This is a genomic window from Burkholderia sp. 10_S31 (genome assembly GCF_056930375.1).
Map to the genome: position 1 here is coordinate 859,716 of NZ_JBXOWK010000001.1, position 23,804 is coordinate 883,519.

The window sequence follows — 23,804 nt, forward strand, 5'->3', positions numbered from 1 at the left end:
GCTGATGCCGCGCCGTCATGCAACCGAGAATAGGGATGGGCATCGCATAAATCAAATCGATTAAAAAGCGATGCTTGAATCAGTGGGATGGATGATGGTCGAGCGACCGATTACGCTCGATGTTCAGCGGACGGCGATCGCGTTGCCTGCCTCGGCCGCCTGCGGCGCGGCTACCGACGCATGGCCACGTTCGCGATCGAGGCTGTAGCGATAGTGCCGGCATCCGACCGCCAGCAGCAGCGCGGCGAGCGTGGCTGCCGCGACGTTGACGATCGACATCGAATGACCGACCGCCGCCGGCACGCCGAACACGCGATCGGTAAGCAGCGCGACGACGGTCGTGCCGATGCCGAGCGCGATGAGGTTCGACACGAGCAGGAACAGCGCGGAGATCTGCGCGCGCATCTGGTTCGGCGCGAGCGTCTGCATCGCGGCGGTCGACGTCGGCATCGGGAACGACGCGAAGAACATCGCGACGACGAGCATCGCGAGCGACGCCGGCAGGCTGTCGAGCTGCGTGAACAGCGTCGCGGGAATCACCATGCACGCGGCGCCGATCGCGCCGGCACGCATCGGCGCATCGGTGCGGCCGCGGCGCAGCAGCCAGTCGTTGAGCCAGCCGCCGCAGAACACGCCGGCCGTATTCGCGACGAGCAGCACGATGCCAAGCGTGTAGCCGGCTTCGACGGCGGTCATCCCGAAGCGGCGGATATAGAACGCGGGCGTCCAGCTCAGCAGGCAGTACAGCGTCATCGCATAGAACGAGAAGCCGAGGTAGTGGCACGCGAAGGTCGCGCGATGCGTGCCGACGAAGCGCAACGAGTCGCGCATCGACACGCGCCGCACGGTGCCCGAGCGATCCTGCGCGAGCCCCTTGCGCTGCGGGTCGCGCACGGTCGCCGCGAACAGCAGCGCGACGAGAATCCCCGGCAGCCCGACGATCAGGAACGTGACCTGCCAGGCGTGCACCTGCCCGACGACCGGCAGCGTGAATGCGCTCGCATGCTTGAGCAGCGCGATCACGTAGCCGCCGATCAGGAACGCGACACCGCCGCCGATGAACGAGCCGAGCGAATACACGGCAATCGCGCGGCCGAGCTTCTCCTTCGGGAAGTAGTCGGCGAGCATCGAATACGCGCCGGGCGACAGCGCGGCCTCGCCGACGCCGACGCCCATCCGCGCGATGAACATCTGCACGAACTGCTGGCTGAGCCCGCACGCGGCGGTCGCGACGCTCCACAGCGCGATGCCGAGCGAGATGATGCGCGGGCGGGCGTAGCGGTCGGCGAGATACGCGACGGGCAGCCCCATCACCGCGTAGAACAGCGAGAACGCGAAGCCGTTGAGCAGGCTGAACTGCGTGTCGGTGAGATGCAGGTCGCGCTTGATCGGTTCGATCATCAGGACGAGCACCTGGCGATCGACGAACGAAAAGACATACGCGAGCATGCAGATGACGACGACATACCATTCGTACGTATAGCGCTTGCCGTCGGCAGCGCGGGCCGTGGGTGCGGACATGCGGATTCTCCAGGAGCGGGCGGTGAAAAAGCGCGGCGTGGGCCTCGCGGGCCGGGCGCCGTCGCGGCGCGAAAGCGTGCGGGTGACACGATCGGAGATGCAGCGTAGTCGGCCAAATTCGGCCGCCATAGCCGGAGTGACAGCCGCGCCACACGGACATTTACCGACCCGGATAAAGAAAACACCGAGGCCGTGCGCACGGGCCGCCGCGCAACGTGCGTGCGGCGGGGCGCGCGCGCATCATGCGGCACATCTATAAGCGTTATAGAGCGGATTGCGTCGACGTCCGAAATTGTCGTTCCTAGACTCGGCCAGTTTTTGATCGGCAGCGTTCGCACGGGATGGCGAACGCGCTTCACATCAAGCGGCGCGATGCCGACAGGCGCCGCAATCTCTACGGGACGACCAAGATGAACCATCCGAACGGGCGGGCCGACCGGCTTGCCGCACCGCTTGCCACGCTGGCTGCCGCGGTTCTTGCGTGCGCATCGCTGCCGGCTGCCGCGCAATCGAGCGTGACGCTCTACGGCCGCGTCGATACCGCGATCGAGTACGCGAACGCCGGGCCGAACCATGTGACGCGCATGGGCAGCGGCAACCTGTGGGCATCGCAGTGGGGGTTGAAGGGCGTCGAGGATCTCGGCGGCGGCTACGCGACGATCTTCAAGCTCGAGGACGGCTTCAACGCGGCGAGCGGCGCGCTGTCGAACAGCAGCGCGCTGTTCGGCCGCGAGGCGTGGGTCGGCATCACCGGGCCATTCGGCGGCGTGCAGTTCGGCGAGCTCTACACGATCGTGCACACCACGCTCGTCACGTACAGCCTGCCGGGCCTCGGCGCGGGCCTCGCATGGGGCAACGCGACGAACAACTTCGTCGGGCCCGCGTTCCTGCGCGTGCGCAACTCGATGCGCTACACGTCGCCGCGTTATGCGGGCTTCATGCTGCGTGCGATGGCCGCGCGCGGCACCAACGGCGCGGCCGGCCAGCCGGCGACGCTCGGCGACACGTATGGCGCGGGGCTCAACTATGTACGCGGCGGGTTGTCGGTCGACGTCGACTACATGCAGCAGAAGTTCAGCCCGGTCGCCGCGTCCGCGCTCGGCGACACGAGCCCGGCCGCGAACGGCAACTACACGGTCGGCGCGATCTCGTACGACTTCAACGTCGTGAAGGTCGCCGCGCTGTACATGCGGCATCGCGGCGGCCCGGACGTCGCGGCGGCGATCGACAGCCAGAGCGCGTATCCGCACAGCGACACGATGGAACTCAGCGCGACGGTGCCGATCGGACGCGCATCGCTGCTGCTGAGCATCGGCCATTACCGGAAGGTCGCCGACAGCGACGGCAACGCCGATTCGTACGGCATCCGCTTCGACTATCCGCTGTCGAAACGCACGGTGCTGTACACGGGCGCCGCGATGGTGCGCAACGGCGCGCATGCGCGCTTCGTCGTCAACGGCGCGGCGGGTGGCGGCGTCGCGGTCGCCAAACCCGGCGCGACCGCCAGCTCGATCGTCGCGGGCATCCTCACGTCGTTCTGATCGCCGACGGTTGCCCCTGTCCGCCCGCGCCGCTACGCGCAGGCGGGCGGTTGTGGCGCGAGCCATGCGTCGAACGGCGCCTGCCGGCCGATATCGAACAACTCCAGCAGCAGCGCACGCAACCACCGGTGGCCCGGGTCCGCATCGAAGCGCCGGTGCCAGTACGCATTGACCGCCCATTCGCCGGCACCGGCGATCTCGTACAGTGCACACGGCTGCCGCGCGGCGAACGTGATCGCGATCGTTTCCGGCAGGATCAGCGCGTAATCGCCTTGTTCGAGCAAGGCCGGCACCACCATGAAGTCGGGCAGCGCCGCACGCACGCGCGGCATCAGCCCGTGCCGCGCCAGCAATTGCATCGACTGCGGATGCGCCGTCACCGCAACGAAGCGCAACGTGTCCGGCGCGTCGCTGTCGAGCACGAAATCGTCGGGCAGCGCGATGCGCTGCGCGGTGCGGCGCGGCATCAGCAGCACGCAGCGCTCGTGCAGCAGCGCGGTGCGCTGGAAATGGCTCGACGCGTCCGCGAAATGCCCGAGCGCGAAATCGATGCGGCCCGATTCGAGCGCGACGTTGAGCTGGCATTCGTCGACGTGCAGCGTCTCGATCACCGCGCCCGGTGCGCGCCGGTCGAATGCCGCGAGCAACGTCGGCAGGAACGCGCTCGCCGCGAAGTCGCTCATGTGCAGCCGGAACACGCGCTGCGTGCTGTCCGGCGCGAACCGCGAGCCTTCGTCGAGCACGTCCTGCAGGATCGCGAGGGCCTTGTCGACCGACACGGCGAGCCGCTGCGCGCGCGGCGTCGGCTCGACGCCGGTGCCGGTGCGCACGAACAGCGCGTCGCGGAACATCAGCCGCAATCGGCCGAGCGCGTAGCTGACCGACGGCTGCGTGACACCGAGCCGCAACGCCGCTCGGCCGACATGCCGTTCCGTATAGACCGCGCGAAACGTCTTCAACAGGTTCAGGTCGAGGTCCTGCACGCGCAGGCCGTCGGGTGCGTCCGCGTCGTGCGGCGCGGCTTCGTTGCGGGCCGGCGGCCGGCCGGTGGCGGAGTGCGTCATCGTGCTTGCCTCGCGGTGACGGAAGGCGCGTGGCCGTAACGCCGCGCGTAGGCCTTCGCGAAATGGCCGAAGCCGTGAATGCCGTGCGCGATCAGCACGTCGGTCACGCTGCGTGCGTCGCCGCGTTGCAGCGCGGCGTGCACCGCGGCCAGCCGGCGCTCGCGCACGTAGGCGGCCGGCGTGGTGTTCAGGAACGCGCGAAACGCGTGCTGCAGCGTGCGCGGCGCGACGCCCGCGACGGCCGCCAGCGCGGCGAGCGCGAGCGGGTCACCCAGATGCGCGTCGACGTGGTCGCATGCACGGCGCACGTGCGCCGGCAGCGGTGGCGTGCCGCGCGCGAGCGCATCGCTGTACGAATGCGGCAGGTGCGTGAGCAGCAGCGACATCAGCCATGCCGTGAGATCGGCGCCGAACGTCGTCGCCGACGCGCCGATGTGCGGCTGCGCGCCGAGCCGGCACAGGTATTCGAAGGTCGGCTGCACGAGCGCGGTGCCCGCGCCGTTGCCGCCGGCGGCGAGATCGAAGTGCAGCGGCCGCGTGAGCGTCGCGTGCAGCATGTCCTGCAGCTTGCGTTCGAGTGCGCCGCGTTCGAGCCGCAGCACCAGGTTGCGGCAATCGGGACTCGTGCTCAGGCGGCTCGCGAGCGCCGGCGACGATACGGTCAGTTCCCCGGGGCCCGCACGCGCGACCCCATGGCCGGCCCGCAGCTCGCACGCACCCGACAGCGTCAGCCGGAACAGGAAATGATCGGCATCGTCGCCGAAATCGATGCGCGTTTCGCGGCCGTAGCAGAGCTCGAGCAGCGCGCCGCGATGCAGCGGCACCTCGTACAGCTCCGCGTGAAACGGATCGCGGCCGCGCGCGGCCATCCGGTGCGGCCCGAGCCGGTGCGCGACCGCGCGTTCGACTTCGTCGGGCGCATGCAGCGTGCCGAGCCGGTTCGGCGCATGTCGGGAGAGCGCGATATCCATGGGGTGGCCTCGTGTCGGATGCGTGGGCGCGGCGCGATGCGTGTCGCCGCGATTGCGTTGCGCGAACGGGCGTGCCGTTGCGCGTTTCGAAGCGACGCGATGCGCGCCGCCCCGTAATCTCGGAACCACTCACTCACCAGGAGACAACGATGAAGGTATGTGTACTGGGCGGCGGCCACGGCTGCCATGCGGCCGCGATCGACCTGTTCGAGAAGGGCCACGACGTGACGTGGTGGCGGCGCGACCGCGAACCGCATGCGCGGCTGCGCGAGCTCGGCGCGTTGGACGTGACCGACTATCGCGGCAAGCGCACGGTGCCGCTCGGCGACGCGCCCGGCGCGGTCCGCCTGACCGACGATCTCGCGGCCGCGCTGCGCGGCGCGCGGCTCGTCGTGGTGCCGCTGCCGGCCGTTTCGCACGACGCGCTCGCCGCGCAGGTCGCGCCGCTGCTCGAGGACGGCCAGGTCGTGTTCCTGCCGCCCGGCACGTTCGGCAGCTTCGTGTTCGCGCGCGCGGCGGCCGACGCCGGCAACCGTGCGCGCGTCGCGTACGCCGAGACGGGCACGCTGCCGTACCTGGTGCGCAAGCATGGCGAGAACGCGGTCGTGATCAGCGCGTATGCGACGCGTCTGCCGACCGGTGTGTTTCCCGCGAACGCTGCCGGCTGGGCGTTCGACGTGCTGCGCGCGGGCTATCCGTCGGTCGAGCCAGTCGAGGACGCACTGTCCGGCGCGCTGATGAATGCGGGCCCGGTGATCCACCCGCCGCTGATCCTGATGAACGCCGGGCCGCTCGAACACTTCGACGCGTGGGACATCCACAACGAGGGCACGCAACCGTCGATCCGCCGCGTGACGAACGCGCTCGACGCCGAACGCATCGCCGTGCGCGAAGCGCTCGGCTACCGCGCGCCGCATTTTCCGCTCGCGGACCACTACGCGACCGACGGCGACGAATGGATGTACGGGCGCGGCGCACACGGCAAGCTGACCGACAGCGGCGACTGGCGCGAGAAGATCGATTTGCGCACGCATCGCTACATGCTCGAGGACACCCGGCTCGGGCTGTCGTTCATCGTGTCGTGCGGACGTTGGGCGAACGTGCCGACGCCCGTTGCGCAGGGGCTGCTGAGCGTTGCGTCGGCGGTGACCGGCCGTGATCTGTATGCGCAAGGGCGCACGCTGGACGGGCTCGGCCTTGCCGCCTTGTCGCGCGAGGCGATGCGCACGCTGCTCGATGCGGGGTACGCAGCATGACGTCCGCCATCGACGTGACGCGCGTGCACGTGCTCGGCGCAGGACGCATGGGGCAGGGGATCGCGCTCGTCTTTGCATTCGCGGGCCTCGACGTGACGCTGATCGACTTCAAGCCGCGCGACGCACAAGGATGGCGTGCGTTCGAGGATCGCACGCGCGGAGAGATCCTGCGGCCGCTGCATGCGCAGGTCGCGCTCGGGCGTATCGACGGCGCGCAGGCCGAGGCCGTCGTCGCGCGTATCGCGCTGGTCGCGCGCGACGGTGCGGCGGACGCCGTGCGCGACGCCGGCATCGTGTTCGAAGCGCTGCCCGAAGTGCTCGATGCGAAGGCCGACGCGTTGCGCTGGCTGGGCGCGCATGTAGATGCGTGCGCAACTATCTCGTCGACGACATCGACGTTTGTCATTACCGAGCTGCAGCGCCACGTCGCGCATCCTGAACGGATGCTGAACGCGCACTGGCTGAACCCGGCGCTGCTGATGCCGCTCGTCGAGATCAGCCGCAGCGATGCGACCGATCAGCGGGTCGTCGATGCACTGGCCGCGCTGCTCGAACGCGTCGGCAAGAAGCCGGTGATCTGCGGGCCCGCGCCCGGCTACATCGTGCCGCGCATCCAGGCGCTCGCGATGAACGAGGCCGCGCGCATGGTGGAAGAGGGCGTCGCGAGCGCCGAGGATATCGACACCGCGATCCGCACCGGCTTTGGCCCGCGCTTCGCGGTGCTCGGGCTGCTCGAGTTCATCGACTGGGGCGGTTGCGACATCCTGTACTACGCGTCGACGTATCTCGCCGGCGAGATCGGCCCGCGCTTTGCGCCCGCCGACAGCGTCGTGCGCAACATGGAGGCCGGGCGCGACGGCGTGCGCACGGGGGCCGGCTTCCACGACTATGCGGATGTCGACGTCGCCGCGTACATGCGGCAGCGGCTCGGCGAGTTCGGGCGCCTGCTCGATCATCTGGGGCTGGCGCCGGTATTCGACGGCGCGCGGGAGCGGGCATCGGGTATGTAGCCGTCGCGGCAGGGCCGCGCGGGCGCCGGCCGGTGCGGGCAGGGTGAGGATGCCCGCGCCGCACGGCGCGCTGCTGCATCGGCCACAGCAGGCGGGCGGACGTGGCCCGACCTGCGTGCGGGCGCGCCGCACGCTCACGCCCCGTCGCCGTGCGAATCGCCAGCCCGCACGATGCGCGTTTCGCGCATCGCGCATAGCGTCGCGACCGTCACGAGGCCGAGCGCAACGAGGAACAGCGACACTGGCCACGACGCGTTGTAGTGCGCGAGCAGCGCGGTCGCGATCAGCGGCGACATCCCGCCCGCGAAGATCGACGCGACTTCATGACCGAGCGCGACGCCCGAATAGCGCACCTCGGTGCTGAACAGCTCGCCGACCAGCGCGGGCAGCGTGCCGATCATCGCGCCGTGGCTCACCGCGGTGCCGACCGTCAGCGCGAGCCACACGAGCGGCGTCGCGCGCGTGTCGAGCAGCCAGAAGAACGGGAATGCACACGCGACGAGGCTCAGCGCGCCGATCAGGTACACGGGCTTGCGGCCGATCCGGTCGGACAGCCGGCCCCACGCGAGCATCGCACCCATTTCGACGATCATCGCGATCATCACGCCGGTCAGCATCACGCCGTTCGGGATGCCGACGTATTTGCCGTAGACGAGCGAGAACGCGAGGAAGATGTAGGCGCCGCCGTTTTCGGCGACGCGCAGCCCCATCGCGAGCAGGATCTCTTTCGGATGGCGGCGGATGCATTCGACGATCGGCAGATGCGTATGCGCACCGCGCTTGCCGGCCTGCTCGAAGTCGCGGCTTTCCGGCAGATGGCGACGGATATAGATGCCGATCGCGAAGATGAGGATGCTCGCGAGGAACGGCAGCCGCCAGCCCCAGGTGCGGAACGCGTCGTCCGGCAGCGCCTGCGCGGCGAGAAACGCGGCCGACGACAGCACGAAGCCGCCGCCCACACCAAGCTGGCTCCACGCCGCGTAGTAGCCGCGCTGCTCCGGCGGCGCGTTCTCGCTGATCATCAGCACGCCGCCGCCCCATTCGCCGCCGGACGCGATGCCCTGCAGCAGCCGCAGCACGACGAGCGCCGCCGGTGCCCACAGGCCGACCTGCGCGTAGGTCGGCAGCAGGCCGATCGCGAACGTCGACGCACCCATGATCAGCAGTGTCCACACGAGCGACGCCTTGCGCCCGTAGCGGTCGCCGACATGGCCGAACACGATCCCGCCGAGCGGCCGCGCGACGAAGCCGAGTGCGAACGCCGCGAACGCGGCGAGACTGCCCGCGAGCGGCGATGCGCCGGGCGGGAAGAACACGTGGCCGAACACGAGCGCGGCGGCCGTGCCGTACACGAAGAAGTCGTACCACTCCATCGCGTTGCCGGCGACGGAGGCGATGACGATCCGGCGAAGCTGCCGGTCGGCGAGCGGCCGGGCGGCGCTCGGGGATTGCACGGTGTCGGTCGGGTACATGGCGGACTCTGAAGGGGGGGCGGGCGCGTGCCGTCTTCGTCGCTACGCATGCGGCACTGCGGGCTAGTGTTGTCGGTGCAGCCGGCCCCGGTCAAATCCGCAGAAAAAGGGGAGTGTCATCACTCCCGTTGATGATGGGTGCGTACCCGCCTCACGATCAAGATCGGAAAAATCGTATTCATCCCATAGGCGACGCTGCATTTCCGCGTTATCAATCTCGTTCCACGTGAGATGCGAGATCACTGATGAAGAATGGACAAGGCCATGAAATGGTCCGCCTGGGGGACCAAACCGACCACGACGGCGAAGTCATCGAATGCGCGAACGACCTGAAACATCTTGGAATCGGCGTGGCGCTGGACGGCCATGGCGTTCGTTATCCGAAATGTGGTGGCGTTTTTCCGCTGTTGGCGAGCGGTCCAAGCACGCACCGTGGCCGCCTGGTCGGATATCGCGGCGACAAAACCGGCTGCGGTGCAATCGTCATTGGCCAGCGAACGGCGAGGGCAGAGTAAATGGAGATTTTTACCCAGGCCCGAACGCTGTCCATCTCCGGCGCGGCGTTACCCACCTACGGCATGGATGCGCTGTCGGTCTTTGTTCCAGTTCGGTTGCAAGGCATCGAAACCATTGGCCGTCTCGATGCATGCCGTTACCTCGTCACGTTGCGCACCGACGACGCCTATGCGTTCTCGCCGAGTCGCACGGCCGATCTCGATCTGGACAAGATGGTCGGCACGGAAGTGACGGTGTCGATCCAGCTAGAAGGCAAAGGGCGGTTCATTTCGGGGCTGGCCGGCGCCGCCGGACTTGGCAACATCGGCGCGGGCACGCGCGAGATCACCGGGCTGGTCGAAGCGGCCCGGATCGCCGGTCAGGATCGCGACTCGATTCTGTACGAACTGGAACTGCGGCCGTGGCTCTATCGCGCGACACTGACGCAGGACTGTCGCCTGTTTCAGGACATGACCGTCGTTGAAATCACCGACGCGGTGCTCTCGAAATATCCCTATCCCGTCGATCAGCGTCTCGGTGCATTTCGGGGTGTGTACCCGAAACGCGACGTGCAGCGGCAGGCGTTTGAATCGGACTGGGCGTTCCTGCAACGCCTTTGGGAAGAATGGGGAATCTGGTGGTGGTTCGAGCACGACGGTGGCCATCATCGTCTGGTTCTGTGCGACACGATGGGTGGCCATCATCCGCACGGTGCGGCGTACGAGACGCTGCGCTATCTGCCGCCCGATGGTCAGCATATCGACGAGGAACACATTCACACGCTGTCCGTGACCAGCCGCCTGACGCCCGGACGCGTGACCGTGACGGATTACGACTACACGCGCCCGCGCGCCGATCTGGCGACCACGGCGGAAAACCCTCGCCCGACCGCCAGCGCCGACGGCGAGCTATACGGTTGGGGCGATTACAGTCAGCCGCTCGCGGGTGCGCAAGGGCTCACGGGCCAGCCGAACGATACGGCTCGTGAATCGCACCACTTCGCAAACGTTCAACTTGAGGCGCAGCGTTGCTCGGGGCGGCGCGCGAACGGGAAAGGGAATCTGCGTGGCCTGACGGTCGGATACACCTTTACGTTGACCGGCTATCCGCAGCAGGCGGCAAACCGTGAATACCTCGTTGTTTCGTGTGCGCTCGATATCGAGGAAGTCGCGGGGCGGACCGGCGGCGCGCAGACGTATCGCGTCGATGCGCAGTTCGAACTGTTGCCGACGAACGAACCGTTCCGACTGGTACGCAGCGTCCGCAAGCCCGTCCTGAGCGGGCCTGAGAAAGCAACGGTCGTCGGCCCCGCCGGGCAGGAAATCTGGACCGACCAATACGGTCGCGTGAAGGTGCAGTTCGAATGGGATCGGCAGGGCCGGCACGACGAGCATTCGGGTATCTGGCTGCGCGTGCTGTCGCCGTGCCAAGGCGTGGACATGGGCGCGACGTTCCTGCCGCGTATCGGCCATGAAGTGGCCGTGTCGCATTACTACGGCGACCCGGATTTGCCGGTGATTATCGGCAGTGCCGTCAACGCGTTCCGCCAGCCCGTGCTGGACCTGCCGCACAATCATGCGCTGTCGGTGCTGCGCGGCAAGGAGCTTCACGGCACTGCATCCGGCCATCTCGCGATCGACGATACGCGGGAACAAATCCAGACGCAGATTGCGAGCGATGCCGGTACGTCGCAACTCAGTCTCGGCAACATCCGGCGCATTACGCGAAAAAAGGGGCGTGCGGATGCACGCGGCAAAGGCTTCGACCTTCGCACCGACGATTGGGGCGTGGTGCGAGCGTTGAAGGGTTTGCTTGTGTCGACGGACGGTCAACCGGGCGGTCCTGGCCACGCGAAGGACGCCAAAGAGGCCGTCGGCCGGCTGACGCAGGCGCGCGAACTGCAGGAAAGCCTGACGAATTTGGCGCAACAGCACGACGCACAACAACGTGATGCGGACCAGAGCGACGTCACCCGTGCGATCAAGGCGCGTAACGATGCGATTCGGGGAACACCGTCCGGCGGCGCGGATGACTTCCCGGAGCTGACGGAACCGGACATTGTGATGGCCGGGCCGGCGGGGATCAGTTTCGCGGCCGAGCGTAGCGCCCATATCGCGAGCGGAGAGGATGTGGCGGTCACGAGCGGCCGGCATGTCGGGATCGCCGTGGGGCGTTCGCTGTTCGCGAGCGTGTCGAATGCGTTCTCGCTGTTTGTGCACAAGGCAGGCATGGCACTCGTTGCCGCCGCGGGGAAAGTACGGATCGAGGCGCAGACCGATGGTATGGACGTGACCGCCAAGAGGGCAATCCATATCACAAGCATGACTGACAGTATCCACCTGCATGCGGCAGAGGAAATCGTGCTGCACGCCGGCAGTACGGAGGTTCGCATCAGCGATCAGGGTTACGTGGTGCGGACGGCCGGCGAACATACGATCTTTGCAGGCAGTCACCAGACAGACGAAGCGCAGGTGCGACCGATGCGCCTGCCGGTCACGCCCGACAATCCGGGGCAGTATGCGGCGCACTTCGTGCTGTTGGAGCATGACAGCGGGTTTGCACTGCCGAACCAGCCGTACCGGATCACGCTCGACAACGGACGCGTGATAGAGGGCGTGAGCAACGAGCTGGGCGAAACGGATGTGGTGACGAGCCATGACATCGCGTTCGGCACGGTGGAGCTGCTGGCGGCGAGCGATCCGGACAAGGTGATTGCGGTGAACCGGGCCGCCATCGTGCGCGATAACACGACGCCATACACCGCCAGGGCGCCGAACGCCGACAAACGCACCACAACGATCAAGGGCAAGAAGGTCAGCACGCCGGAACAGGGGGCGACGTCCGCGAGTCAGCCGGCCGCGTTCGCGAGCTGCGACCCGCTCAACTTCGGATTGCGCTTCCATCACTTCATCGACGGGGCTAAACACGGCGATACGCCTCCGGACATGCCGGTGCGCCGGGATGTCGAGTATCCGGTGACAAAGGCCTATGCGGCGGCGATTAAGAAGGCACTCACTGGGATCGAGTGGGGCAAGTTCAATACGTTGAGCGGCGAGATATCGGACGAGGCAAAAGAGAGTATCGCTCTCGCGGTTGGCAATGTATTGAATACCGCCCTTGCGGCGGGGCCGTTTGGATTGCCACGAGGTTCTTCAGGTGACCGGATGAGATCAAATGCTGCGACTCCCACGATCGATATTGTTAATGCAACGGAAGGCGCAGCCAGATACAACATGCGCCCGGATGTCAGTGCGTCATTTGTTGGCAGATACTGGGTAATAGCTATCCAGGAGAGAGAAGTCGCGAAAATCGTTACATCATCGAATAATGCGACTGCCTTGGACGGCACCCTGAAGGCCTTCGCGGACCTGCTTTATCACGAAGCGCGACATTGCCAGCAAACATTCTGGATGATGGCCTTGCTTCAACAACATCCGAGCGACTATGTAATCTTCTCTCAGGCAATAAAAGTATATAAGGCTGACTCTCCAAAGGAGATTTTTGAGGTCTCAGAGAAGGCGAAAATTCCCGATGATGTACGGGTTGCCGCCGGACTTCATCGTATGTTGGTTTTCCATTATTACTGGATGATTTCGTACATGCAAAATCAGACGGGCGGAGCCTATGTGAAACCCGATGTGCCAATTGCACAGGCCGAGGTGTGCAAGCTGTTGAGAGTGTCGCCAGAAATGGCGACCAAGATGGTGAATTTCGAAGATGGATACCGGAGCCAGTTACATGAAGAAGATGCTTATGCGTGTGCGGAAGTGGTGCAAGCCTATTGGGACCGTCCTGATCGTGCTTTCGTGCGCAACCCCGGTACATGCACAGGAGGATACGATGCTTCACTTCAAGCCATTGGGGGAGGGATTTGAAATGCAGACGACCGACGAAGAGCAGCGTATCATGCTGCGCACCATCCTTAAAACAGCAATGGCGATCCTGCGCGATGATGCACCATACGATCCTGAGCATATTGTCTTCGGAACAAATTACACAACATGGACGCACCATCCGGCAAAAGGGTTTCTTTATAAATACAAAAATCGTGCGCTGCGCGGGACGAAGATTGAATTTTCCACTGGCGACGATCCAGAGGACTACAGTGATGATCGCGATAAGGTGAAAATTGTTCCGGCTGGGGTAAGAATTGTCGTTGACACAAGGGTTGCCAATCTACCTGACACGGAAATCAAGTCGCTTCTCCAGTTAGAGGACTATTGGGTTGACTCTCGAGGGAATCGCGAATATGGAAATGAAATGAGGGGGCGCACCCCCAGTGCTCCCAATTTGCAGTCCTTTCGCTATCGCTCGAAAGACGTTCCAGGGAGTAAGTTTCCAATCGATGTCGATCTTGGTTACATAAATCCGGTGGATGGATCACTTCCGCAGCAATTGTGGATAGTCGAGATAAGCCGCATATACAAGATTTTGACACCGGAGGAACGCGAACAGCGCCGTTTGGAAGAGCAACAAGCGAAGCGCCACAAATACGGGCTGATGAATCTGTGTACGGGCATGCTGTGCCCTGAAACGGGGATCTGGCAGGGATACACCAGGACTTCCAGTTCGGATGTTCATATGATCCGGAAGGGACATGAATTCCCCGATGTCCGCACGCTGACCCCTCGCGAGCAAGCGGAGCGAAACCAGTACACGAACTTGTTTGAGCCGGGTCAGTGGATGTGGGTGAAGGAATACGTGGAGCCGGAGTGGATGAAGGAAGGCTGACCTGGAAATTGCGGCATGGGCGGCGGGGCTTCCGACAACGATCTCGCGTTGCCGGACGTCCCCGCCCACCCTCCTTTCTTTGCGCAAATCGACATTTCACCGAAAATTCCGGCGGGTTGAAGTGTACAAGGGCAACACGCAGGAAGATGTCTTCAATGCGGCCCAAAATACCGTCATCCCAGACGAGGCGCGAGTGACTGCGGGACTGCACCGCATGTTGATATTTCACTATTCCTGGATGATTTCGTACATACAAAATCAACCGGGCGGAGCCTATATGAAACCCGATGTGCCAATTGCACAGACCGAGGTGTGCAAGCTGTTGAGAGTGTCGCCAGAAATGGCGACCAAGATGGTGAATTTCGAAGAAGGTTACCGGAGCCAGTTACATGAGGAAGATGCTTATGCGTGTGCGGAGGTGGTGCAAGCCTATTGGGACTGCCCTGATCGTGCTTTCGTGCGTAATCCCGGCACATGCACAGGAGAATACGATGCTTCACTTAACGCCATTGGGGGAGGGATTTGAAATGCAGACGACCGACGAAGAGCAGCGCGTCATGCTGCGCACCATCCTTAGAACAGCAATGGCGATCTTGCGCGATGACGCGCCATACGATCCTGAAAATATTGTCTTTGGAAAAAATTACACAACTTGGACGCATCCTCCCGCAAAAGGGTATCTTTATAAATACAAAAATCGTGCGCTGCGCGGGACGAAGATTGAATTTTCCACTGGCGACGATCCGGAGGACTACAGTGATGATCGCGATAAGGTGAAAATTGTTCCGGCTGGGGTAAGAATTGTCGTTGACACACGGGTTGCCAATCTACCCGACACGGAAATCAAGTCGCTTCTCCAGTTAGAGGACTATTGGGTTGACTCTCGAGGGAATCGTCGATATGGGAATGAAATAAGGACGCGCACCCCCGATGCTCCCAACTTGCAGTCCTTTCGCTATCGCTCAAAAGACGTTCCAGGGAGTAAGTTTCCAATCGATGTCGATCTTGGTTACATAAATCCGGTGGATGGATCACTTCCGCAGCAATTGTGGATAGTCGAGATAAGCCGCATATACAAGATTTTGACACCGGAGGAACGCGAACAGCGCCGCTTGGAAGAGCAACAAGCGAAGCGCCACAAATACGGGCTGATGAATCTGTGTACGGGCATGTTGTGCCCTGAAACGGGGATCTGGCAGGGATACACCAGGACTTCCAGTTCGGATGTTCATATGATCCGGAAGGGACATGAATTCCCCGATGTCCGCACGCTGACCCCTCGCGAGCAAGCGGAGCGAAACCAGTACACGAACTTGTTTGAGCCGGGTCAGTGGATGTGGGTGAAGGAATACGTGGAGCCGGAGTGGACGAAGGAAGGCTGACCTGGAAATTGCAGCATGGCCAGCCCGGCCGTATGCCCACGCGAGCGCTCGGCCGCGGATCACGCGTGTAGTCGTGTTCGCTGGACGGGTCATGGATGTTCGACCTGAAGCCGAGCGCGATCTCAACGCATCCCGGTGTATTGCTTCTGGCTTTCACGCAATGTGGCAGCGCGCTCAGCGACACGTCGCTCAACGCCCTGCCACGTGGCGACGCAAACCGGAGGTGCCTTTGCGGTGCTGGCGCGGCCGCCGAGAGCGATAAAGGAGCCTAGTTCGACCTCGTTGCTGCCGTCCGCGTCTGCCACGCCGCCCGTACGCCGTCTCCCGTCACCGCTCGATCTGCCGGTTCCAGCGCGTATCCCACTGCGCGCGCCGCGCGTTGATTGCCGTCCAGTCGACTACCGTCACCTTGCGCACGAGATCGTCGATGTTGCCGAGGCTTTGCTGCATCGCGGCGGGCATCTTCGCGAGGCGGTTAGTCGGGATCTGCTTGCCGGCGTCAGCCGCCTTCGTCTGCGCGGGCGCAGACAGCAGGAACTGCGCGAGCTTCTGCGCCAGCTGCGGATCCGGGTTGTTCGCCACCACGCACAGATCGACGAGCAACAGTACCGGGCCTTCCTTCGGGTTCGCATACGCGACCGGAATGCCCTTGTCCTGCAGGTCGCCGACACCGGTCGGCGTCAGCGGGAACAGGCCGGCTTCGCCCGTCTGCACCATCTCGGAGATCTTCGCCGAGTTCGGAATGTACTCGACGACGTTCGGCCCCACCGTGCTCGCCCACTTGCTGAAGCCGGGCTCGACGTTCTGTTCGTTGCCGCCGAGCAGCCGGTTGATCGCGAGGAAGCCGTGCAGCCCGAACGTGCTGCTCGACGCGGATTGGAACACGACCTTTCCCTTGTATTTCGGATCGGCGAAATCCATCCACGACGTCGGCGGCGCCCAGCCCTTGTCCGCGAACAGCTTCTTGTTGTACGCGATGCCGGTCATCCCGAGCTGCACGCCCGCGCCGACGTCGTCCTTCATCCGCGCGAACGGATACAGCTCCTTCAGGACCGGCGAATCGTCGAGCTTCTGGCACACGCCGAGGCTGACCGCACGCGCCATCACGCCGTCGTCGAGAAACGCGACGTGGATCTGCGGCTTGTTGCGGTTCGCGAGCAGCTTCGCGAGCACGTCCGACGACGTGCCGGGCACGACGACGACCTTCACGTTGTTCGCCTTCTCGAAGTCGGGCAGCACCTGGCTCGTATAGGCCTTCTCCATCGGCCCGCCGTTCATGCCGACGTAGATCGTCTTCGTTTGCGCAAATGCGGGCGCGCCGGCGCCTGCGATGCAGAGGGCGGCAGCCGCCGCGATCGTTCCGAGCAGTTTCATCGTTGGGTCTCCTCTTGACGGAAAGGGGCGGTCGGCGTGGCTCGCGGTGCGAAGCGGCCGATCGAGAATGCATCGAGTGGCGTGGCGGTTGCGCCGGCCGTGACGAGGTCGGCGAGCACCTCGCCGACGCCCGGCGCGAGCAGGAAGCCGCCGCCGGAAAAACCGAACGCATGCAGCAGGTTCGGCGTGGTGCGGCTCGCACCGATGATCGGGTTGTGGTCGGGCGTGCAGCCTTCGACGCCGCTCCACGTGCGGATCAGCAGCGCGTCGCGCAAGGCGGGCAGCAGCGCGCATGCATCGCGCATCACCGCGCGCGTCGTGTCGACCGACGGCTGGCCGAACTCGCCGTCGCCGCGTCCGCGCCCGCCGCCGATCACGCAGTTGCCGCGCGCGACCTGCCGCGCGTACACGCCGCCGCCGTAGACGCCGAGGTTGTGCGTGATGAACGGCGGCAGCGGTTCGGTCACCCACATGTTCGGGTAGATCGGCTCCATCGGCACGGCTTCGCCGAAGCGTTCGGCGATCGTGTTCGCCCATGCGCCGGCCGAGTTGATCAGCCACGTCGCGGTGCATGCGCGGCCGCTTGCAAGGATGTGAAAGCACGTGCCGTCGTGATGGACGTCGTCGACCGGCGTGTGTTCGAAGACGTCGGCGCCTGCCGCGCGCGCTGCACGCGCGAACGCGGGCGACACGATGCGCGGGTTCGCGTGTCCGTCGGTCGCGCACAGCGAGCCGCCGAGTGCCGCGCGGCCGAGCCACGGATAGCGGCGGCGGAATGCGTCGCCGCGCATCACCTGCAGCGGCAGGCCGTGCTCGCCGGCGAGCGTCGCGTACGCATCGAGCGCATCGAGATCGGCTTCGCTGCGTGCGAGCCGCAGATGGCCCGACACGACGAACTCGCCGTCGATGCCGATCAGCTCGGGCAGGCGATCCCAGATGCGCCGCGCGCGCAGCGCGAGCGGCAACTGTTCGGCGGTGCGGCCCTGGCAGCGCACGCCGCCGTAGTTCACGCCGCTCGCCTGCGCACCGCAGTCGCGGCGCTCGAACAGTGCGACGCGCAACCCGTGCCGCGTCAACGCCAGCGCGGCCGACGCGCCGACGAGGCCGCCGCCGACGATCGCGACATCGTAGTGACGGATCTCACTCATCGCGCGCCTCGTCGGGAATCGCCGCGACGTCGTCGCCCGCGAGCGCGGCGGAGATCGGGAACGGCTTCACAGGTGGTTGCGCGCGCAACCTGCCGACGTCCGCCAGCGGGCGACCGGTTTCGGCGGCGAGTACGAGCGCGGTCGCGTCGCCGCACATGCGGCCCTGGCAGCGGCCCATCCCGGCGCGCGTCAGCGCCTTCAGCCGGTTCATTTCGGTGGCCTCGCCGCCGCGGATGCAGCGCCGCAGCGTGCCCGCGTCGATCTCCTCGCAGCGGCACACGATCGTGTCGTCCGGGCAGCCTGCGACGAGCTCGGACGGCGGCGCGAACGCCGCTTCGAGGCCCGCGCGGAATGCGCCGAGCCGGGCAAGCGTGCGTTCCAGCGCCGCCGCATCGGGTTTGCCGGCCGACGATGGCGATCGCGTCACGACGCCTGCGTCGTCGAGCAGCGCGAGCGCCGCGCGCCGGCCCGATGCTTCGGCCGCGTCGGCACCCGCGATGCCGGCGCCGTCGCCCGCAACGTAGATGCCGCGCGCCGACGTGCGGCCGGCCGCGTCGCGTTCCGGCAGCCATGCATGATTGAGCGGATCGAATCGGAACCGGCAACCGGCGAGATCGGCAAGCTGCGTTTCGGAACGCAGCCCGAAGCCGAGGCCAAGCGCATCGCAGTCGATCATCCGCGGCGGCGCGTCGCCGCCGCCCGCATGCCACGCGAGCCCCGTGACGTGCCGCTCGCCGAGCACGCGTTCGAGCGTGACGCCAGTTTCGATCGCGACGCCGTGCGCGCGCAGCCAGCCGATATAGTAGAGCCCCTTCGCGAACGTGGACGGCATGCGCAGCAGCGCGGGAGCGGCCGCCGCCTGCCGGCGCAGCGGGCTCGTGTCGAGCACGGCCGCGACCCGCGCGCCAGCCTTCGCGTACTGATACGCGACGAGATACAGCAACGGTCCCGTGCCCGCGAACACGATGCGGCTGCCGATCGCGCAGCCCTGCGACTTCAGCGCGACCTGCGCGCCGCCGAGCGTATAGACGCCTGCAAGCGTCCAGCCCGGCACCGGCAGCATGCGATCGGTCGCGCCGCTTGCGACGATCAGGTGCGAGAACGGCACGGTCGTTTCGCGGCCGTCCTGCAGTGTGTCGACGCGGCCCGCGCCGCATGCCCACGCGAGCGTATTCGGCCGGTAGTCGACATGCGGCAGCAGCGCGGCCATCGTCCGGTGCACGGCGTCCGCCTTCGCGGCTTCGAACCCGTACAGCACGCGTTTGCCGCGGGCGAACGCGCCGTCGGCCGGCGGCTGCCGGTAGATCTGCCCGCCCCAGCGCGCGTTCTCGTCGATCACGACGGGGCGCAGCCCCGCGTCGACCAGCGCCTCGGCCGCGCGCACGCCGGCCGGCCCGGCGCCGACGATGACCGGTTGCAGTGCGACGTTCGTCATCGCGTGTCTCCCGTCGCCGCCTGCGGCACGCCCGTGAGAATCCGCATGCCTTCGGTGATCGGCGTCGAGCATGCGCGCACGCGTGCGCCGGCCTCGGTGCGCACCCAGCAATCCTGGCACGCGCCGATCAGGCAGAAGCCCGCGCGCGGCGCGCCGCTGAATTCGCTCACGCGCACGCGGCGTTGCGCGACGAGGATCGCGGTGAGCACGGTGTCGCCGGCGAGCGCCTGCGCGGGTCGGCCGTCGAGCGTGAACGCGACGGCGGCGCGCTCGCGTTCGGCGACGCGCACGAACTGCGCGCCGTCGTCCGCGGTATCGATTGAAGGTGAAGTCGACATCAGTGTTGGCCGATCAGGATGCGGTTCAGGCCGTACACGCGATCGAGCAGCAGCATCGCGCCGGCGGTGATGAAGATGACGAGCGCCGATACCGACGCCATCATCGGATCGATCGATTCGGTCGCGTACATGTACATGCGCACCGGCAGCGTGACCGTCTGCGGCGACGTGACGAAGATCGACATCGTCAGCTCGTCGAAGCTGTTGATGAACGCGAGCAGCCAGCCGCCGGTGATGCCGGGCACGATCATCGGCAGCGTGATGCGGCGGAACGTCGTCCACGGATCGGCGCCGAGCGAGCACGCCGCTTGCTCGACGCTGCGGTCGAGGCCGGCGACGGAGGCGAGCACGAGCCGCATCACGAACGGCGTGATGACGATCATGTGCGCGAGCACCAGCCACGCGAACGAGCCGGTCGCGCCGATCAGCGCGAAGAAGCGCAGCAGCGCGATACCGAGCACGAGGCCGGGAATCACGAGCGGCGACAGCAGCAGGCCGTTCAGGAACGCGCGGCCGGGAAATGTCGCGCGGCCGATCGCGAGCCCGGCCGGCAAGGCGATCGCAAGCGACAGCGTCGCCGACGCGAACGCGAGCTTCACGCTGTTGGCGAACGCGGTGACGAAGTCGGGATAGTCGAGGATCGCGCGGAACCAGCGCAGCGACAGCCCGTGCGTCGGCAGCGTCAGCGTTTCGTCGGGCGTGAACGCGACGAGCACGACGATCACGAGCGGCGCGAGCACGAACAGGATCACGAGCGTATGGAACGCAAGGGCGAAGGGGCCGTTCTTTCTCATCGGGAAGCGCCTCCGAGGCTGCGCGCGTAGCGGCGTTCGAGCACGCGGTAGTAGGTGAGCATCACGACGAGGTTCGCGACCAGCAGCAGCACCGCGATCGTCGCGCCGAGCGGCCAGTTCAGCGAGCCGAGGAATTCGTCGTAGACGGCGGTCGCCGCGACCTTCAACCGGCGTCCGCCGAGCAGGCCCGGAATCGCGAACGCGCTCGCCGACAGCCCGAACACCATCAGGCTGCCCGACAGCACGCCCGGCATCAGCTGCGGCACCACGATGCGGCGCAGCGTCGTGAACGGCGATGCGCCGAGCGACAGCGCCGCGTGTTCGGTCTGCGGATCGAGCCGCTGCAGCGCGGTCCACACGGGAATCACCATGAACGGCAGCATCACGTGCACCAGCGCGATCACGATCGCGAACGTCGTGTATTCGAGCTTGTACGGCCCGAGGCCGACGAGGCCGAGCGCCTGGTTCACGAGCCCGCTCGTGTTCAGCAGCATGCTCCAGCCGAACGCGCGCACGACGACCGACACGAGCAGCGGCGCGAGGATCGCGAGCAGGAACAGCGAGCGCCACGGGTCGCGCATTTTCGACAGCACGTACGCTTCGGGCGTGCCGATCGCGACGCAGATCGCGGTGGTCAGCGCGGCGATGCCGAACGTGCGCGCGAAGATCGTATGGAAGTACGACGAGCCGAGCACTTCCGCGTAGTTGCCCAGCTGGAACGCGGCGATCGGGCCGGTGGCCGGGTCGAAGCGATAGAACGTGAGCGCGAAGGTCATCGCGAGCGGCACGAGCACGAGCGCGGCGAACAGCGCGAACGCGGGCGCGCACATCAGCCACAGCGGCGCATGCGCACGCCACGTTGCACGCAGCGCGCGACCACTGGTGGCGCGGGGCGGCGCGGTATCGACCGAGGCCGTGGCCGAAGCGGCGGCTCCGGCCGATTGCGCGAGCGTGGCAGGCGCGCCGTCGGTCGAGAGCGGGCGGGTAGGCTGTCCCATTCAGGCCTCCCGGCGCATCACGCGCACGGCGTCGCTGTGCCAGTCGACGCCGACCGGCGCGCCTTCCGCGAGCGGCTCCGCGCCTTCGTTCTGGCAACACACGAGCACTTCGCCGAGCGCGCTGTCGACGCGGTACAGCCACTGGCTGCCGAGGAAGAAGCGGCTCGTGACGGTCGCGGCGAAGCGGCCGGCGCCCGGCGCGCACAGCCGCAGCTTCTCGGGGCGGATGCAGATCGACACGGCGTCGCCGATACGCACGTCGCGCTCGCGCGCCGGCAGGTGAGCGGTGCGGCCAGTCTCCTTGAGATCGTGGCCGAGGTCGATGCGGATCGCGTCGCCGTCGTGCGCGACGATCGTGCCGGGCAGCAGGTTCGCCTTGCCGATGAACTGCGACACGAAGTGGTTCTCGGGACGTTCGTACGCGCGGTATGGCGTATCGGTCTGCGTGATGCGGCCGGCTTCCATCACGACCACGCGATCGCTGATCGACAGCGCTTCCGACTGGTCGTGCGTGACCATGATCGTCGTCGTGCCGATCTTGCGCTGGATCGCGCGCAGTTCGAACTGCATTTCCTCGCGCAGCTTCGCGTCGAGATTCGACATCGGCTCGTCGAGCAGCAGCACCGGCGGTTCGATCACGACCGCGCGCGCGATCGCGACGCGCTGCCGCTGGCCGCCCGACAGTTCGCGCGGAAAGCGGTGCGCGAGCGCATCGAGCCGCACGAGCGCGAGCGCCGCGCGGATGCGCTCGGCGCGCTCGGCCTTGTCGACGCCGCGCATGTCGAGGCCGAAGCCGACGTTCTCCGCGACGCTCATGTGCGGAAACAGCGCATAGCTCTGGAACACGATGCCGAGCCCGCGGCGGTTCGGCTTCATGTGCGTGATGTCCTGCCCGTCGAGCGCGATGCGCCCGCGCGTGACGTCGACGAAGCCGGCGATCATCTGCAGCGTCGTGGTCTTGCCGCAGCCCGACGGCCCGAGCAGCGACACGAATTCGCCTTGTTCGACCGACAGGTTGACGTCGGCGACGGCGGTGAGCTCGCCGAACGATTTCGTCAGATTCGTAAGCGTGAGAAACGACATGGGGAGCTCCGGGTTCGCGCACCGGATGGCCGATGCGTCATTGACGCGGACTCTAGCCAGCCATATTTCGGAGCGTCAATTTGGAATTCTGCTCAACGAGAGGAATTTTCGAAAAATTTCGATGAGCGGAATTGATTGGCAAACCAAAGGCAAATCGTTCCGCTGGATGAAGGGCGGTCGGGTTGTGAAAAGCCCGCGTCAATCCCGTGCACACCCGATGTCCGAAGCCTTTCGGCGGGACGACAATGGCGGCTGCCCTATTCCGTTCAATGAAATTTTCGAGGAGAGTCGGCATGCAGGAACCCCGATCGCCCGGAACATCGCCAGCCGCGCGCGTGCCGCACCCGGACGAAGAGGCTGCCGACCCGGCCGGCGCGCCGGGCACCGGCATGCTGCAGCGTGCGTTCGCGATCCTGCGCGCGTTGGCCGGCATGCAGCAGGATGGCGTGCGCGTCACGCACCTTGCGAAAGCCGTCGGCCTCACGCAGGGCACCGCGCACCGGATCCTGCAATCGCTGATTGCCGAAGGGATGGTCGAGCAGGACGAACAGTCGAAGCTGTACCGGCTGAGCGTCGACTTCTTCGCACTCGCCGCGCTGGCCGGCAATCCGAGCAGCATGCGCACGCTGTGCCGGCCCGCGCTGCTGCGGCTCTGTGCGAGTCTCGGCGAGACGATCTTCCTGCTGGTGAAGAGCGGCTTCGACGCGGTATGCCTCGACCTGTGCGAAGGGCCGTTCCCGATCCGCTCGTTTACCGGCGACATCGGTGGGCGCATCGCGCTCGGCGTCGGGCAGGGCAGCCTCGCGATCCTCGCGTTCCTGCCGGAGGCCGAGCGCGAGGAAGTGATCCGCTTCAACGTGCCGCGCATTCGCGGGTACGGCGTGCTCGACGAGGTGTACCTGCGCACCGAGATCGAACGCGTGCGCCAGCTCGGCTACGCGGGCCGCAACAGCGGCGTGCTCGACGGGATGGCGGGCGTCGCGGTGCCGATCCTCGACCGCACCGGTTATCCGGTCGGCGCGTTGAGCGTTGGCACGCTGGCATCGCGCCTGGGCGACGACCGGATGCCGATGGTCGTCGAACTGCTCAGGCGCCAGGCCGACGCGATCGGCCCGCGCACGAACCCGTTCGACGCCGCGTTGCGGCGGCCGATGCACGGTCTATCCGGGAAAACCGCATAGACGCCGCGCG

20 protein-coding genes are annotated in these 23,804 nt (G+C 66.2%); 9 read left to right on the forward strand and 11 right to left on the reverse strand.

What is annotated here, in order from left to right; all coding sequences use genetic code 11:
* Window positions 1-123: 123 nt before the first annotated feature.
* Window positions 124-1,521, reverse strand: coding sequence for a spinster family MFS transporter (locus AC1Z3W_RS03965; protein WP_483507081.1), 1,398 nt, complete (start codon window positions 1,519-1,521; stop codon window positions 124-126).
* 410 nt (window positions 1,522-1,931) lie between these two features.
* On the opposite strand from AC1Z3W_RS03965, the gene AC1Z3W_RS03970 reads away from it, so the two are divergent.
* Window positions 1,932-3,062, forward strand: coding sequence for a porin (locus tag AC1Z3W_RS03970; RefSeq protein ID WP_483507082.1), 1,131 nt, complete (start codon window positions 1,932-1,934; stop codon window positions 3,060-3,062).
* Window positions 3,063-3,094: 32 nt separating this feature from the next.
* On the opposite strand, the gene AC1Z3W_RS03975 is transcribed toward AC1Z3W_RS03970, so the two are convergent.
* Complete coding sequence (locus tag AC1Z3W_RS03975; protein WP_175826309.1) at window positions 3,095-4,126, reverse strand: LysR family transcriptional regulator; 1,032 nt, start codon at window positions 4,124-4,126, stop codon at window positions 3,095-3,097.
* Window positions 4,123-5,097, reverse strand: a complete 975-nt coding sequence (locus AC1Z3W_RS03980; RefSeq protein ID WP_483507083.1) for an AraC family transcriptional regulator — start codon at window positions 5,095-5,097, stop codon at window positions 4,123-4,125. The genes AC1Z3W_RS03975 and AC1Z3W_RS03980 overlap by 4 nt, the downstream gene beginning before the upstream one ends.
* Window positions 5,098-5,246: 149 nt before the next feature.
* Here AC1Z3W_RS03980 and AC1Z3W_RS03985 point away from each other — a divergent pair, with 149 nt between their 5' ends.
* Window positions 5,247-6,353, forward strand: a complete 1,107-nt coding sequence (locus tag AC1Z3W_RS03985; protein ID WP_483507084.1) for an NAD/NADP octopine/nopaline dehydrogenase family protein — start codon at window positions 5,247-5,249, stop codon at window positions 6,351-6,353.
* On the forward strand, window positions 6,350-7,363 hold the full coding sequence (locus tag AC1Z3W_RS03990) for a 3-hydroxybutyryl-CoA dehydrogenase (RefSeq protein ID WP_483507085.1): 1,014 nt from the start codon (window positions 6,350-6,352) through the stop codon (window positions 7,361-7,363). The genes AC1Z3W_RS03985 and AC1Z3W_RS03990 overlap by 4 nt, the downstream gene beginning before the upstream one ends.
* A gap of 134 nt (window positions 7,364-7,497) precedes the next feature.
* Here the strand turns inward: AC1Z3W_RS03990 and AC1Z3W_RS03995 are convergent, their stop codons facing one another.
* The gene (locus AC1Z3W_RS03995; RefSeq protein WP_483507086.1) at window positions 7,498-8,835 is read right to left on the reverse strand and encodes an MFS transporter; all 1,338 of its coding nucleotides are present in this window, start codon (window positions 8,833-8,835) and stop codon (window positions 7,498-7,500) included.
* A gap of 245 nt (window positions 8,836-9,080) precedes the next feature.
* Here AC1Z3W_RS03995 and AC1Z3W_RS04000 point away from each other — a divergent pair, with 245 nt between their 5' ends.
* The 5 genes from AC1Z3W_RS04000 (at window position 9,081) to AC1Z3W_RS04020 (ending at window position 15,443) form a co-directional block, all read left to right on the forward strand.
* Window positions 9,081-9,350, forward strand: coding sequence for a PAAR domain-containing protein (locus AC1Z3W_RS04000; protein ID WP_175826313.1), 270 nt, complete (start codon window positions 9,081-9,083; stop codon window positions 9,348-9,350).
* On the forward strand, window positions 9,351-13,205 hold the full coding sequence (locus AC1Z3W_RS04005) for a type VI secretion system Vgr family protein (protein WP_483507087.1): 3,855 nt from the start codon (window positions 9,351-9,353) through the stop codon (window positions 13,203-13,205).
* Window positions 13,171-14,061 carry a hypothetical protein gene (locus AC1Z3W_RS04010; RefSeq protein WP_483507088.1) on the forward strand — a complete coding sequence of 297 codons (891 nt, stop codon included), beginning with the start codon at window positions 13,171-13,173 and terminating at the stop codon, window positions 14,059-14,061. The genes AC1Z3W_RS04005 and AC1Z3W_RS04010 overlap by 35 nt, the downstream gene beginning before the upstream one ends.
* Before the next feature lie 121 nt (window positions 14,062-14,182).
* A complete protein-coding gene (locus AC1Z3W_RS04015) occupies window positions 14,183-14,587 on the forward strand; it encodes a hypothetical protein (RefSeq protein ID WP_242431791.1) in 405 nt (134 codons plus the stop codon).
* Window positions 14,553-15,443 (forward strand): hypothetical protein, encoded by an 891-nt coding sequence (locus AC1Z3W_RS04020; protein WP_483507089.1) that lies wholly within the window; start codon window positions 14,553-14,555, stop codon window positions 15,441-15,443. Before AC1Z3W_RS04015 ends, AC1Z3W_RS04020 begins: the two co-directional genes overlap by 35 nt.
* Window positions 15,444-15,770: 327 nt before the next feature.
* On the opposite strand, the gene AC1Z3W_RS04025 is transcribed toward AC1Z3W_RS04020, so the two are convergent.
* Genes AC1Z3W_RS04025 through AC1Z3W_RS04055 form a run of 7 tightly spaced genes read right to left on the reverse strand, consistent with a single transcriptional unit; the run spans window position 15,771 to window position 22,613 of the window.
* Window positions 15,771-16,817, reverse strand: coding sequence for an ABC transporter substrate-binding protein (locus AC1Z3W_RS04025; protein WP_057925830.1), 1,047 nt, complete (start codon window positions 16,815-16,817; stop codon window positions 15,771-15,773).
* Window positions 16,814-17,965: an NAD(P)/FAD-dependent oxidoreductase gene (locus AC1Z3W_RS04030; protein WP_175827271.1), complete on the reverse strand. Its 1,152-nt coding sequence runs from the start codon at window positions 17,963-17,965 to the stop codon at window positions 16,814-16,816. The genes AC1Z3W_RS04025 and AC1Z3W_RS04030 overlap by 4 nt, the downstream gene beginning before the upstream one ends.
* Complete coding sequence (locus AC1Z3W_RS04035; RefSeq protein ID WP_483507090.1) at window positions 17,958-19,400, reverse strand: FAD/NAD(P)-dependent oxidoreductase; 1,443 nt, start codon at window positions 19,398-19,400, stop codon at window positions 17,958-17,960. The genes AC1Z3W_RS04030 and AC1Z3W_RS04035 overlap by 8 nt, the downstream gene beginning before the upstream one ends.
* Entirely contained in the window at window positions 19,397-19,738 is a 342-nt protein-coding gene (locus AC1Z3W_RS04040; protein ID WP_124835617.1) for a (2Fe-2S)-binding protein, read from the reverse strand. Before AC1Z3W_RS04040 ends, AC1Z3W_RS04035 begins: the two co-directional genes overlap by 4 nt.
* Window positions 19,738-20,532 (reverse strand): ABC transporter permease, encoded by a 795-nt coding sequence (locus AC1Z3W_RS04045; protein WP_057925826.1) that lies wholly within the window; start codon window positions 20,530-20,532, stop codon window positions 19,738-19,740. The genes AC1Z3W_RS04040 and AC1Z3W_RS04045 overlap by 1 nt, the downstream gene beginning before the upstream one ends.
* Window positions 20,529-21,530 carry an ABC transporter permease gene (locus AC1Z3W_RS04050; protein WP_483507091.1) on the reverse strand — a complete coding sequence of 334 codons (1,002 nt, stop codon included), beginning with the start codon at window positions 21,528-21,530 and terminating at the stop codon, window positions 20,529-20,531. Before AC1Z3W_RS04050 ends, AC1Z3W_RS04045 begins: the two co-directional genes overlap by 4 nt.
* Window positions 21,531-22,613, reverse strand: coding sequence for an ABC transporter ATP-binding protein (locus AC1Z3W_RS04055; RefSeq protein ID WP_483507092.1), 1,083 nt, complete (start codon window positions 22,611-22,613; stop codon window positions 21,531-21,533). It abuts the gene before it with no gap.
* Between the two features lie 293 nt (window positions 22,614-22,906).
* Here AC1Z3W_RS04055 and AC1Z3W_RS04060 point away from each other — a divergent pair, with 293 nt between their 5' ends.
* Complete coding sequence (locus AC1Z3W_RS04060; protein WP_057925823.1) at window positions 22,907-23,794, forward strand: IclR family transcriptional regulator; 888 nt, start codon at window positions 22,907-22,909, stop codon at window positions 23,792-23,794.
* Window positions 23,795-23,804 lie beyond the last annotated feature (10 nt).